This is a genomic window from Pseudomonas inefficax (assembly GCF_900277125.1).
GTDB classification, from domain to species: Bacteria; Pseudomonadota; Gammaproteobacteria; order Pseudomonadales; family Pseudomonadaceae; genus Aquipseudomonas; species Aquipseudomonas inefficax.
This window is the reverse complement of the sequence record NZ_OPYN01000172.1, coordinates 18914-32244: the sequence shown is the minus strand read 5'-3', so window position 1 is coordinate 32244 and position 13331 is coordinate 18914. Positions and strand designations below refer to the sequence as shown.

At 62.4% G+C, this 13331-nt stretch carries 12 protein-coding genes; 3 read left to right on the top strand and 9 right to left on the bottom strand.

Annotation, left to right across the window (positions count from 1 at the left end; all coding sequences use genetic code 11):
- Positions 1-19: 19 nt before the first annotated feature.
- The 7 genes from JV551A3_RS20755 to JV551A3_RS20725 all read right to left on the bottom strand — a co-directional run bounded on the left by JV551A3_RS20755 (position 20) and on the right by JV551A3_RS20725 (position 7992).
- Positions 20-448: a GNAT family N-acetyltransferase gene (locus JV551A3_RS20755; protein WP_112252837.1), complete on the bottom strand. Its 429-nt coding sequence runs from the start codon at positions 446-448 to the stop codon at positions 20-22.
- Positions 441-1607, bottom strand: a complete 1167-nt coding sequence (locus JV551A3_RS20750; protein WP_112252836.1) for a ribosomal protein uL16 3-hydroxylase — start codon at positions 1605-1607, stop codon at positions 441-443. The genes JV551A3_RS20755 and JV551A3_RS20750 overlap by 8 nt, the downstream gene beginning before the upstream one ends.
- Positions 1608-1688: 81 nt before the next feature.
- Positions 1689-3059: an adenylosuccinate lyase gene (gene purB / locus JV551A3_RS20745; protein ID WP_112252835.1), complete on the bottom strand. Its 1371-nt coding sequence runs from the start codon at positions 3057-3059 to the stop codon at positions 1689-1691.
- A gap of 256 nt (positions 3060-3315) precedes the next feature.
- Entirely contained in the window at positions 3316-3942 is a 627-nt protein-coding gene (gene hflD, locus JV551A3_RS20740) for a high frequency lysogenization protein HflD (protein ID WP_015270973.1), read from the bottom strand.
- On the bottom strand, positions 3939-5063 hold the full coding sequence (mnmA, locus tag JV551A3_RS20735; protein WP_133973902.1) for a tRNA 2-thiouridine(34) synthase MnmA: 1125 nt from the start codon (positions 5061-5063) through the stop codon (positions 3939-3941). The genes hflD and mnmA overlap by 4 nt, the downstream gene beginning before the upstream one ends.
- 59 nt (positions 5064-5122) lie before the next feature.
- Positions 5123-5563 (bottom strand): NUDIX hydrolase, encoded by a 441-nt coding sequence (locus tag JV551A3_RS20730; RefSeq protein ID WP_133973900.1) that lies wholly within the window; start codon positions 5561-5563, stop codon positions 5123-5125.
- 203 nt (positions 5564-5766) lie between these two features.
- Positions 5767-7992, bottom strand: a complete 2226-nt coding sequence (locus JV551A3_RS20725; RefSeq protein WP_112252834.1) for an NADP-dependent isocitrate dehydrogenase — start codon at positions 7990-7992, stop codon at positions 5767-5769.
- A 427-nt stretch (positions 7993-8419) separates the two neighbouring features.
- On the opposite strand from JV551A3_RS20725, the gene icd reads away from it, so the two are divergent.
- Positions 8420-9676 carry an NADP-dependent isocitrate dehydrogenase gene (gene icd / locus JV551A3_RS20720; protein WP_133973898.1) on the top strand — a complete coding sequence of 419 codons (1257 nt, stop codon included), beginning with the start codon at positions 8420-8422 and terminating at the stop codon, positions 9674-9676.
- Between the two features lie 72 nt (positions 9677-9748).
- Here the strand turns inward: icd and cspD are convergent, their stop codons facing one another.
- The gene (gene cspD, locus JV551A3_RS20715) at positions 9749-10003 is read right to left on the bottom strand and encodes a cold shock domain-containing protein CspD (protein WP_133973896.1); all 255 of its coding nucleotides are present in this window, start codon (positions 10001-10003) and stop codon (positions 9749-9751) included.
- Positions 10004-10233: 230 nt separating this feature from the next.
- On the opposite strand from cspD, the gene clpS reads away from it, so the two are divergent.
- Positions 10234-10596 (top strand): ATP-dependent Clp protease adapter ClpS, encoded by a 363-nt coding sequence (gene clpS, locus JV551A3_RS20710; RefSeq protein ID WP_013973290.1) that lies wholly within the window; start codon positions 10234-10236, stop codon positions 10594-10596.
- A gap of 30 nt (positions 10597-10626) precedes the next feature.
- The gene (gene clpA / locus JV551A3_RS20705) at positions 10627-12897 is read left to right on the top strand and encodes an ATP-dependent Clp protease ATP-binding subunit ClpA (protein WP_112252832.1); all 2271 of its coding nucleotides are present in this window, start codon (positions 10627-10629) and stop codon (positions 12895-12897) included.
- 172 nt (positions 12898-13069) lie between these two features.
- Here clpA and infA read toward each other — a convergent pair whose 3' ends face one another.
- Positions 13070-13288 carry a translation initiation factor IF-1 gene (gene infA, locus JV551A3_RS20700; protein ID WP_002553999.1) on the bottom strand — a complete coding sequence of 73 codons (219 nt, stop codon included), beginning with the start codon at positions 13286-13288 and terminating at the stop codon, positions 13070-13072.
- Between the last annotated feature and the right edge of the window lie 43 nt (positions 13289-13331).

The window sequence follows — 13331 nt, the reverse complement described above, 5'->3', positions numbered from 1 at the left end:
CCTGTGGGCAGATCATGGATCAGGCACGCGAGTCGCGCACCATGTCCACGTGCGGGATGCCGGCTTCGAGGAACTCTTCGCTGACTACGCGAAAGCCCAGCCGCTCGTAGAACGGTGTGGCGTGCACCTGGGCGCTGAGCATCTGCTGCTTCAGGTCGCGGTTCTGTGCTTCGACAATCACAGCGTTCATCAGCGCGTCACCCACCTTCAGCCCGCGCCAGTCCTTCAGCACCGAGACCCGGCCGATGGTGCCATCAGGCAGCAGGCGCGCGGTGCCGATCGGGTAGTCGCCTTCCAGGGCCAGGAAGTGCACGGCGGTCGGATCATCCGAGTCCCATTCCAGCTCAGGCGGAACGTGCTGTTCGGCAATGAACACCGCTTCGCGGATGCGGCGGATGTCGGCGTTGTCCTTGTGCCAGTCGGCGAGGCGCACACGAATCTTATTCATTGGCGAATCCCAGGCTTCCTTGTTTGACCAGCTGCTGTACCAGCATAAGGCCATCTTCATCCTGCAGCCATTCGCCCAGGTTGTCGATGTGCAGGGCGTCGGCCGCGCAAACCAGCTTCAGCAGCTCGCGCAGTTTGCCTGGCAGCGGGCAGCTGCGGCCGCTGGCGAACAGCAGCAGGTCTTCTTCGAATTCGGACCAGGCCAGGCGCGCGCTCGGGTTGCGGATCAGGATGGCGCCCTGTTCCAGGGCATCGACCAGCTCTTCCTCGGACAGCTCTTCACCGACGATCTGCTCGGGGTAGCGCGGCTCGGTCATGAACTGGCCGAACCAGGTCAGCAGCAGGTCCTTGTCGCCCATGTGCTTGTCGAGCAGCGCCTTCAGGCGGTCGAGGGCGTCGTGCTGGATCTGGTGTGGGTCGCTGACCGGCTGGGCATCGGCGTCGCTGTAGCGTTCTTCGTCGGGCAGGAACTGGCCGAGGAAATCGGTGAAGTGGGTCAGCACTTCGGCGGCGCTTGGCGCGCGGAAGCCTACCGAGTAGGTCAGGCAGTCGTCCACGGCCACGCCGTAGTGGGCCAGGCGTGGTGGCAGGTAAAGCATGTCGCCCGGCTCCAGGGTCCACTCATCGCTCTGCTCGAAGTCGGCGAGGATGCGCAGGTCGGCGTGCTCCAGCAGCGAGCTGTCGCTGCTGCACATCTGGCCGATTTTCCAGTTGCGCTGGCCGTGGCCTTGCAGCAGGAACACGTCGTAGTTGTCGAAGTGCGGGCCGACGCTGCCACCAGGGGCGGCGAAGCTGATCATCACGTCATCGATGCGCCAGCTGGGCAGGAAGCGGAAGTTTTCCAGCAGTTCGGCTACCTCCGGGACGAACTGGTCCACGGCCTGCACGAGCAGGGTCCAGTCCTTTTCCGGCAGCTCGGCGAAGGTGTCTTCGGTGAACGGGCCGCGGCGCAGCTCCCAAGGATGCGCGCCGTGCTCGAGTACGATACGCGACTCTACTTCCTCTTCCAGGGCCAGGCCGGCCAGCTCGTCGGGGTCGATCGGGCTGATGAAGTCCGGGAATGCCTGGCGCACCAGTAGCGGCTTCTTCTGCCAGTAGTCGCGCATGAATTCGCGGGCCGAGATGCCGCCGAGCAGCTGCAGTGGAGTATCAGGATTCATGTTCAACCTATTGAAAAAATGTAATTTTCGTTCGGGAATAAAAACGCCCGGCCAGGCCGGGCGTTGAACGCGACGGTCAGCTTAGATGCGTTTGGCCTGTGCTGCCGCGTTGCCGATGTAGGTAGCAGGGGTCAGCTGCTTGAGCTCGGCCTTGGCTTCGGCTGGCATGTCCAGGCCGTCGATGAAGGTCAGCAGCGCTTGCGGGGTGATGCCCTTGCCACGGGTCAGCTCTTTGAGCTTCTCGTAGGGGTTTTCGATGTTGAAGCGGCGCATCACGGTCTGGATCGGCTCGGCCAGCACTTCCCAGCAGGCGTCCAGGTCGGCGGCGATGCGGGCTTCGTTGACTTCCAGCTTGCCGATGCCTTTCAGGCTGGCTTCGTAGGCGATGACGCTGTGGGCAAAGCCCACGCCCAGGTTGCGCAGCACGGTGGAGTCGGTCAGGTCACGCTGCCAGCGCGAGATCGGCAGCTTGCTGGCCAGGTGCTGGAACAGCGCGTTGGCGATACCCAGGTTGCCTTCGGAGTTTTCGAAGTCGATCGGGTTGACCTTGTGCGGCATGGTCGACGAGCCGATTTCGCCGGCAACGGTCTTCTGCTTGAAGTAGCCCAGCGAGATGTAGCCCCACACATCGCGATCGAAGTCGATCAGGATGGTGTTGAAGCGGGCGATGGCATCGAACAGCTCGGCGATATAGTCGTGCGGCTCGATCTGGGTGGTGTACGGGTTGAACTGCAGGCCCAGTTCGTCTTCGATGAAGGCGCGGGCGTTCTGCTCCCAGTCGATCTGCGAGTAGGCCGACAGGTGGGCGTTGTAGTTGCCCACGGCGCCGTTGATCTTGCCCAGCAGCGGTACGGCGGCAACCTGGGCGATCTGGCGCTCCAGGCGGTACACGACGTTGGCCAGTTCCTTGCCCAGGGTGGTCGGCGAAGCCGGCTGGCCGTGGGTGCGCGACAGCATCGGCACGTCGGCGTGGGCGTGAGCCAGGGCGCGGATGGCGTCGGCGATCTGGCGCATCAGCGGCAGCAGCACTTCGTCACGGCCGGCGCGCAGCATCAGGGCGTGGGACAGGTTGTTGATGTCCTCGCTGGTGCAGGCGAAGTGGATGAACTCGCTGACCTTGGCCAGCTCAGGCAGCTTGGCGGCCTGCTCCTTGAGGAGGTATTCGATCGCCTTGACGTCGTGGTTGGTGGTGCGCTCGATTTCCTTGACGCGTTCGGCGTGCTCGAGCTTGAAGTCGGTGGCCAGGCTGTCCAGCAGCGCGTTGGCTTCGGCGGAGAACGCCGGCACTTCGCCGATCTGCGGGTGGGCGGCCAGGCGCTGGAGCCAGCGCACTTCGACCAGGGCGCGGAAACGGATCAGGCCGAATTCGCTGAAAATGGGGCGCAAGGCCTGGGTTTTGCCGGCATAACGGCCGTCTACAGGGGAAACCGCAGTGAGCGAAGAAAGCTGCATGGGGTGTTCTCGGACAGTCAGGCTTTTGGAAGGGCGCATATCATACATGAAAATTGCGCCCGAGTCGGGTGGCTGACCAAAGGTCGGGCCTAAAACGCATGTTGCGGTCCCAGTGTAGGAGCGCCTGTGGGAGCGGCCTTGTGTCGCGAAAGGGGCGCGCAGCGGCCCCCAATTCGTCGCCCCAGCAAAGATTGCCGGGGCTGCTGCGCAGCCCTTTCGCGACACAAGGCCGCTCCCACAGGCCGCTCCTACTGTGTCAGGAAGGCGAACGCATCATGTCGTACAGTTCGTTCAGCAGCTTGCGGCGGCTGAATACCAGCTGCCAGCGGTGCCCGCCCAGCTGGCGCCACAGGCGTGCGGCGCGGATGCCGGCCAGCAGCAGGGCGCGGATCTTCGAGGCGTTGCTGGCCTGCTGCAGGAAGCGCATGTCGCCATGCACCTGGATGCGTTGGCGCAAGGTGCTCAGGGTGTCCTGGTACAAGGCTCCGCTGGAAGCGATGACGTTTTCATGAACCAGGCCGAAATGCTCGGCCTGGGACTGGATTTGCGGCAGGCGGTTGCCAATGGTGTCGAGCAGGTCGCCGCGCTTGTTCAGCTGGCGCTCAAGGCCCAGCATCGACAGGGCGTAGCGCAGCGGCTCGCGCTGCAGGCTGCTGGGGTCGCGCTCCAGCGCGCCGACCAGTGCGCGGTAGCCGTCGCGCAAATTCAGGTCGTCACCGCCGAACACCTCCAGGGTGTCCTTGGGGTCGCGGACCAGCAGGCTGCCCAGCATGCAGCCGATGTTGGCCTCGCTGGCCTGCCCGGTGCGGGCGATGCGGTCGACCAGTACTGCGGCCTGGAACACACCGCCCAACGCAATCAGCTGCTCCTGCAGGTTGCTCATGCGCGTGGGCTCCACGGCTCGGCAGCTTCGATCACGCCGCCGCCCAGGCACACTTCACCGTCGTAGAACACCACTGACTGGCCCGGGGTAACGGCGCGTTGCGGTTCGTCGAACACCGCGCGGTAACCGCTTTCGGTCAGTTCCAGGGTGCACTGCTGGTCGCTTTGGCGGTAACGCACCTTGGCGGTGAGCTGACGCGGGCTGCTGAGGTCGACCGGGTTGACCCAGAAAATTTCCGAAGCGAGCAGGGCGCGGGAGAACAACCATGGGTGTTCATTGCCCTGGCCGACCACCAGCACGTTGCGGGTCAGGTCCTTGTGCAGCACGTACCACGGCTCGTCGCCGGCGTCCTTCAGGCCGCCAATGCCCAGGCCCTGGCGCTGGCCGATAGTGTGGTACATCAGGCCGTGGTGGCGGCCGATCACTTCACCGTCGGTGGTTTCGATGTTGCCTGGCTGGGCCGGCAGGTATTGCTTGAGGAAGTCGCTGAAGCGGCGCTCGCCAATGAAGCAGATGCCGGTGGAGTCTTTCTTCTTGGCGGTGGCCAGGCCGTGCTTTTCGGCAATGGCGCGTACCTCGGGCTTTTCCAGTTCGCCGACCGGGAACAGGGTGCGGGCGATTTCCTTGCCGCCGACGGCGTGCAGGAAGTAGCTCTGGTCCTTGTTCGGGTCCAGGCCCTTGAGCAGTTCGGTGAGTTCGCCGGTGTTGCGGCGGCGCACGTAGTGGCCGGTGGCGATCAGGTCGGCGCCCAGCGACAGGGCGTAGTCGAGGAACGCCTTGAACTTGATTTCGCGGTTGCAGAGGATGTCCGGGTTGGGCGTGCGGCCGGCCTTGTACTCCTCGAGGAAGTGCTCGAACACGTTGTCCCAGTATTCGGCGGCGAAGTTGGCGGTGTGCAGCTTGATGCCGATGCGGTCGCACACGGCCTGGGCGTCGGCCAGGTCTTCACGGGCGGTGCAGTATTCGGTGCCGTCGTCTTCTTCCCAGTTCTTCATGAACAGCCCTTCCACCTGGTAGCCCTGCTCCATGAGCAGAAGGGCGGAGACGGAAGAGTCCACGCCGCCGGACATGCCGACGATGACGCGGGTCTTGGCGGGGTCTTTGAGTGCTGGGCTGGTCATGGTTACCGGTGTGTATCAAGGGGGAAAAACGTCGATTCTATCAAACCTGCGGCGGCGCGTCAGTCGCGCAGCAGGTCGAGACTGTGCAAGGGGCCTTTGAGGTAGTCGTCGAGGCAGCGTGGTACCAGTTCGCTGCGCCAGCGGGCGGGGTCGGCCAGCAGTTCGTCGCGGGTCAGCCACACGGCGCGGACGATGTCGCTGTCCAGTGCCAGGTCGGTGTGATGGCGCACGGGGCGGGCGGCGAAGCAGATGCGCTGGTAGGTCACGCCGTTGCTTGGGGCGGTGTACAGGTAGATGCCGACCACGCCGGTGAGCTCGACTTCCCAGGCGGTTTCTTCGAGGGTTTCGCGCAGGGCGGCCTGGGGCAGGGTCTCGTTGGGTTCGAGGTGGCCGGCGGGTTGGTTGAAGACGTGCTGGTTGGCTTTGAATTCTTCGACGAAGAGGAACTTGCCTTCGTGTTCGACGATGGTGGCGACGGTGATGTGGGGTTGCCAGGTCATTTGTATGTCCCTTTGAATTGTTGGGGCCGCTTTGCGGCCCATCGCAGGCAAGCCAGCTCCCACAGGGGTCGTGCAAACATAGAGCCTGATGCAGTGCCTGTGGGAGCTGGCTTGCCTGCGATGGGCTGCAAAGCAGCCCCTGTTCCCAGAAAGCACAAACCCCGGTGCGTGGCCGGGGTTTGTGCTGTTACTTCAAGCGAACCTTACAGGGCAGCAATGGCGCTGTTCAGGGTCTGGCTTGGGCGCATCACCTTGGCGGTCAGCTCGGCATCCGGGGCGTAGTAGCCACCGATGTCGGCCGGCTTGCCCTGGACGGCGTTGAGCTCGGCGACGATGGTCTCCTCGTTCTCGGTCAGGGTCTTGGCCAGTGGCGCGAAGCGTGCCTGCAGGGCAGCGTCGTCGTTCTGCGCAGCCAGGGCCTGGGCCCAGTACAGGGTCAGGTAGAAGTGGCTGCCGCGGTTGTCGATACCACCGACTTTGCGCGAAGGCGACTTGTTGGTGTCGAGGAACTTGCCGGTGGCCTGGTCCAGGGTGTTGGCCAGCACTTTGGCGCGCGGGTTGTCGTAGGTGTTGCCCAGGTGCTCCAGGGAAGCGGCCAGGGCCAGGAATTCACCCAGCGAGTCCCAACGCAGGAAGTTCTCTTCCACCAGCTGCTGTACGTGCTTCGGTGCCGAACCGCCGGCGCCGGTTTCGAACAGGCCACCGCCGTTCATCAGCGGCACGATCGACAGCATCTTGGCGCTGGTGCCCAGTTCCATGATCGGGAACAGGTCGGTCAGGTAGTCACGCAGCACGTTGCCGGTCACCGAGATGGTGTCCTTGCCTTCGCGGATGCGGGCCAGGGAGAACTTGATGGCATCTACCGGTGCCAGGATGCGGATGTCCAGGCCGGTGGTATCGTGATCCTTCAGGTACTTCTGCACCTTCTCGATCATCACACCGTCGTGAGCGCGGGCCGGGTCCAGCCAGAACACTGCAGGAGTGTCGCTCAGGCGGGCACGGTTGACGGCCAGCTTGACCCAGTCCTGGATCGGCGCGTCCTTGACCTGGCACATGCGGAAGATGTCGCCGGCTTCGACGTTCTGCTCGAGAACGACCTTACCTTTGCTGTCGACCACGCGCACGACGCCGTCGGCCTTGATCTGGAAGGTCTTGTCGTGGGAGCCGTATTCTTCAGCCTTCTGTGCCATCAGGCCGACGTTCGGTACGCTGCCCATGGTGGTCGGGTCGAAGGCGCCGTTGGCCTTGCAGTCTTCGATGGTGGCCTGGTAGATGCCGGCGTAGCAGCGGTCCGGGATGATCGCCTTGGCATCCTGCAGTTCGCCGGCGGCGTTCCACATCTTGCCCGAGTCACGGATCATGGCTGGCATCGAGGCGTCGACGATGACGTCGCTCGGCACGTGCAGGTTGGTGATGCCTTTGTCGGAGTTGACCATGGCCAGGGCCGGGCGCTGGGCGTACAGGGCCTGGATGTCGGCTTCGATTTCGGCCTGCTTCTCGGCTGGCAGGTCCTTGATGCGGGCGTACAGGTCGCCGATGCCGTTGTTGGCGTTGAAGCCAACTTCAGCCAGGGCGGAGGCATGCTTGGCCAGCACGTCGTTGTAGAACTCTTCGACGATGACGCCGAACATGATCGGGTCGGAGACCTTCATCATGGTGGCCTTCAGGTGTACCGACAGCAATACGCCGGAGGCCTTGGCATCGGCGATCTGCTCGGCGATGAAGGCTTTCAGGGCCTTGCGGCTCATGGTGGCGCAGTCGATGATTTCGGCAGCTTTTACCGCAGTCTTTTCTTTCAGTACGGTGGTGTTGCCGTCTTTGCCGACCAGCTCGATGCGCAGGCTGTCGTCAGCTTCGATCAGTGCGGCTTTTTCGCTGCCGTAGAAGTCGCCCTGGGTCATGTGGGCAACGTGCGACTTGGAGTCGGCAGCCCAGGCGCCCATCTTGTGCGGGTGCTTGCGGGCGTAGTTCTTGACCGACAGCGGCGCGCGGCGGTCGGAGTTGCCTTCGCGCAGCACCGGGTTCACGGCGGAACCCTTGATGCGGTCGTAGCGTGCGCGGGATTCTTTTTCTTCCGCAGTGGCCGGCTCGTCGGCGTAGTCAGGGATGTTGAAACCCTTGCCCTGCAGTTCCTTGATCGCGGCTTTCAGCTGCGGTACCGAGGCGCTGATGTTCGGCAGCTTGATGATGTTGGCTTCCGGGGTGGTAGCCAGCTGGCCCAGCTCCGCCAGGTGATCGCCTACTTGCTTCTCTGCGCCCAGTTGCTCCGGGAAGGCGGCGAGGATACGGCCAGCCAGGGAGATGTCGCGGGTTTCGACGGCGATGTCAGCCGAAGCGGTGAAGGCTTCGATGATCGGCAGCAGCGAGTAAGTGGCGAGGGCGGGGGCTTCGTCGGTGAAGGTATAGATGATCTTGGAACGGGTGGGCATGCGGGTTAACTCTCTGTGTGCTGAGCGTGCTCGAGTCTCGTGGTGCGCAGGGTAGGCGCATCGCCCTGGCAACGCCATGAGCGGAAAGTCGAGAGGCTGCGAGCGGTGATGGTGGATGCATCAGTCGAGCGTCAAGTGCTGAGCTGCGGTAACAACCCAGGCTTTATGGCCAGGCTATGTGTCCATTCATGGCCAAGGGCGGTCCGCATTTTTCCTAGGGATCGCCCTGATGACCCTTCGGTCGCGGCGGAGTATACCAAACCATTCGGGCTAATCAGCAAGGCCAAGTGATATCGGCCCATTTATAAGACCAAAGACGTACCCGCAATGTGGTCGGTTGTCGCATGCCTTGCACCTCGGCAGATGTGGTTTAGTCTCATTGGATCGAACGATGACCAATCACACCCGAAAGCGGAGTAGTGCAAGCATGGGATACCAGAAAATCAAGGTTCCGACCGACGGCGCCAAGATCACCGTCAATGCCGACCATTCGCTCAACGTGCCTGACAACCCGATCATTCCTTACATCGAGGGCGACGGGATTGGCGTCGATGTCTCGCCGGTAATGATCAAGGTGGTCGACGCCGCCGTGCAGAAGGCTTATGGCGGCAAACGCAAGATTGCCTGGATGGAGGTGTACGCTGGCGAGAAGGCCACGCAAGTCTACGATCAGGACACCTGGCTGCCCCAGGAAACCCTGGATGCCGTGCGTGATTACGTGGTGTCGATCAAGGGGCCGCTGACCACCCCGGTGGGCGGTGGCATCCGTTCGCTCAACGTGGCCCTGCGCCAGCAGCTGGACCTGTACGTGTGCCTGCGCCCGGTGCTGTGGTTCCAGGGTGTGCCGAGCCCGGTGAAAAAGCCGGGTGACGTCGACATGGTGATCTTCCGCGAGAACTCCGAGGACATCTATGCCGGCATCGAGTGGAAGGCCGGCTCGCCCGAGGCGAACAAGGTGATCAAGTTCCTCAAGGAAGAAATGGGCGTTACCAAGATCCGCTTCGACCAGGACTGTGGCATTGGCGTCAAGCCGGTGTCCCGCGAGGGCACCAAGCGCCTGGTGCGCAAGGCCCTGCAGTATGTGGTGGACAACGACCGCGAATCGCTGACCCTGGTGCACAAGGGCAACATCATGAAGTTCACCGAAGGCGCCTTCAAGGACTGGGGCTACGAGGTGGCGCGTGACGAATTCGGTGCCGAACTGCTCGATGGCGGGCCATGGATGAAGTTCAAGAACCCGAAAAGCGGGCGCGAGGTCATCGTCAAGGACGCCATCGCCGACGCCATGCTGCAGCAGATCCTGCTGCGCCCGGCCGAGTACGATGTGATCGCCACGCTCAACCTCAACGGTGACTACCTGTCCGATGCCTTGGCGGCGGAAGTGGGCGGTATCGGCATCGCGCCGGGTGCCAACCTGTCCGACACCGTGGCCATGTTCGAGGCCACCCACGGCACTGCGCCCAAATATGCCGGGCAGGACAAGGTCAACCCGGGCTCGGTGATCCTGTCGGCAGAAATGATGCTGCGCCACATGGGCTGGACCGAGGCGGCCGACCTGATCATCAAGGGCACCAACGGCGCGATTGCCGCCAAGACGGTGACCTACGACTTCGAGCGCCTGATGGACGGCGCCAGGCTGGTGAGCAGTTCAGGCTTTGGCGATGAAATGATCAAGCATATGTAAGGCAATGGAAAACCGGCCGCTTCCAGTCAGGAGGCGGCCGGTTTTTTGTGTACCGGCAGGAGGCGCGGCAGTTCAGGCGTCGGCAGTGCTGCTGGCCTGGGCGGCACTGACGGCTGCGGCGGCGGTGGCGCTGCTGATATTCACCGCGTGCAGGCCTTTTGGCCCCTGGACGATGTCGAAGCTCACGGCCTGGCCGGCCTTGAGCGTCTTGTAACCGTCCATCTGGATGGCCGAATAATGAGCGAACAAGTCTTCATCCTTGCCCTCTTCATTGATGAATCCATAGCCCTTGGCATTGTTGAACCACTTGACTTTACCGCTTGCCATCCCTATGTCCCTCTGCAAAGGACTCCATCACTGGAGTATCATCCACTTCATCCGCATACGAACCTTGCGAAAAATCTGGTTGACTGCGCGGATCTTTATCGACCACGGTGGGTTCTTATTGGTTGTAACACCGTTTTGCCGATAGTCAAGGTCGCCCGGCGCCTGCCCTGGCCGTGCCCTTCGCAGTCAACCCACAACCTTAACCTGACGCTCATGATGAAATTCTTTCCATGCATGCACCTAGTGAGATTCGACTAACATTCAATCAGGATCGCCCGCAATCGAATGAGGACGACGGCTCAGGTCTTGCAGTTCAGGAAGCCAAGCCGATCCTGCAGGCGCCACCGATGTACAAGGTGGTTTTGTTCAACGATGACTACACGCCGATGGATTTCGTCGTCGAAGTGCTCGAGACGTTCTTCAATCTGAACCGCGAGCTGGCGACCAAGATCATGCTGACCGTCCATACCGAAGGGCGGGCAGTGTGCGGATTGTTTACCCGTGACATCGCCGAAACAAAGGCTATGCAGGTCAACCAATACGCCAGGGAAAGCCAGCATCCGCTACTCTGTGAAATCGAGAAGGACGGTTAATCGCCGACCACTTGGGTATGAGGTGAAGCTATGTTAAACCGCGAGCTCGAAGTCACCCTCAATCTTGCCTTCAAGGAGGCCCGTTCGAAGCGTCATGAGTTCATGACCGTCGAACATCTGCTGCTGGCACTCCTTGACAATGAGGCTGCCGCGACCGTTCTGCGCGCCTGTGGCGCCAATCTCGACAAACTCAAGCACGACCTGCAAGAGTTCATCGATTCCACCACACCCCTGATCCCGGTCAACGACGAAGATCGCGAAACCCAGCCGACCCTGGGCTTCCAGCGTGTACTGCAGCGTGCCGTGTTCCACGTGCAAAGCTCCGGCAAGCGCGAAGTCACTGGCGCCAACGTGCTGGTGGCGATCTTCAGCGAACAGGAAAGCCAGGCCGTGTTCCTGCTCAAGCAGCAGAGCGTGGCCCGCATCGATGTGGTCAACTATATCGCCCATGGCATCTCCAAGGTGCCGGGCCATGGTTCGCATTCCGAAAGCGACCAGGAAATGCAGGACGAAGAGGGCGGCGAGACCGCCTCTTCGAGCAACCCGCTGGATGCCTATGCCAGCAACCTGAACGAACTGGCCCGTGCCGGCCGTATCGACCCGCTGGTAGGTCGCGAGCAGGAAGTGGAGCGCGTGGCGCAAATCCTTGCCCGTCGGCGCAAGAACAACCCGCTGCTGGTGGGCGAGGCAGGCGTCGGCAAGACCGCCATCGCCGAAGGCCTGGCCAAGCGCATCGTCGATGGCCAGGTGCCCGACCTGCTGGCGCAGAGCGTGGTGTATTCCCTCGACCTCGGCGCCCTGTTGGCTGGTACCAAATACCGTGGTGATTTCGAGAAGCGCTTCAAGGCGCTGCTCGGCGAGCTGCGCAAGCGCCCGCAGGCGATCCTGTTCATCGACGAAATCCACACCATCATTGGTGCCGGTGCGGCGTCGGGCGGGGTGATGGATGCGTCCAACCTGCTCAAACCACTGCTGTCGTCCGGTGAGATCCGTTGCATCGGTTCGACTACCTTCCAGGAGTTTCGCGGCATCTTCGAGAAGGACCGTGCCCTGGCGCGGCGCTTCCAAAAGGTCGATGTCAGCGAACCATCAGTCGAAGACACCGTGGGCATCCTGCGCGGCCTGAAAGGGCGCTTCGAAAGCCACCACAACATCGAGTACAGCGACGAAGCCTTGCGCGCCGCAGCTGAACTGGCCTCGCGCTACATCAATGACCGCCACATGCCGGACAAGGCCATTGACGTGATCGACGAAGCCGGGGCCTACCAGCGACTGCAGCCGGAGGCCAACCGCGTCAAGCGCATTGACGTGCCGCAGGTCGAAGACATCGTCGCCAAGATCGCGCGGATTCCGCCGAAGCATGTCACCAGTTCCGACAAGGAGCTGCTGCGCAACCTCGAGCGTGACCTGAAGCTGACCGTATTTGGTCAGGACCAGGCGATCGATTCGCTGGCCACTGCCATCAAGCTGTCCCGCGCTGGCCTCAAGTCGCCGGACAAGCCCGTCGGTTCGTTCCTGTTCGCCGGCCCGACTGGCGTTGGCAAGACCGAAGCGGCGCGGCAGCTGGCCAAGGCGCTGGGCGTCGAGTTGGTGCGCTTCGACATGTCCGAGTACATGGAGCGCCACACTGTGTCGCGCCTGATCGGTGCGCCTCCTGGCTATGTTGGCTTCGACCAGGGTGGCTTGCTGACCGAGGCGATCACCAAGCAACCGCACTGCGTATTGCTGCTCGACGAAATCGAGAAGGCCCACCCGGAAGTCTTCAACCTGCTGCTGCAGGTGATGGACCACGGCACCCTGACCGACAACAACGGGCGCAAGGCCGACTTCCGCAACGTGATCCTGATCATGACCACCAACGCTGGCGCAGAAACCGCCGCGCGGGCCTCGATCGGCTTCACCCATCAGGATCATGCGTCCGATGCCATGGAAGTCATCCGCAAGAGCTTCACGCCGGAGTTCCGCAACCGTCTGGACACCATCATCCAGTTCGGCCGCCTGAGCCACGAGACGATCAAGAGCATCGTCGACAAGTTCCTTATCGAACTGCAGGCGCAGCTGGAAGACAAGCGTGTGCTGCTGGAAGTCAGTGATGATGCGCGCGGCTGGCTGGCGGCTTCGGGCTACGACGTGCAGATGGGGGCGCGGCCGATGGCGCGGCTGATCCAGGACAAGATCAAGCGGCCGCTGGCCGAGGAGATCCTGTTTGGCGAATTGGCCGAGCATGGTGGCGTGGTGCACGTCGACCTGCGCGATGGCGAACTGGTGTTCGACTTCGAGACCACGGCTGAGGTCGCCTGAACCGCTGGGGCCGCTTTGCGGCCCATTCGCAGCACAAGGCTGCTCCTACAGGGAATGCGTGCTGCCCTTGTAGGAGCAGCCTTGTGCTGCGAATGGGCTGCAAAGCAGCCCCCTACAATCGGACAGGCACAAAAAAGCCCGGCACATGGCCGGGCTTTTTCATGGCTTGAGCTTAGCGCGCACGGTAGGTGATGCGGCCCTTGCTCAGGTCGTATGGCGTCAGCTCGACGCGGACCTTGTCGCCAGTGAGAATACGGATGTAGTTCTTGCGCATCTTTCCGGAGATGTGCGCGGTTACGACGTGCCCGTTTTCCAACTCCACGCGGAACATGGTGTTGGGCAGGGTGTCGACGACAGTACCTTCCATTTCGAAGCTGTCTTCTTTCGACATGCAGTAGAGCCCTCGGATCCAGTGTTGGCCCGACGCATAACCG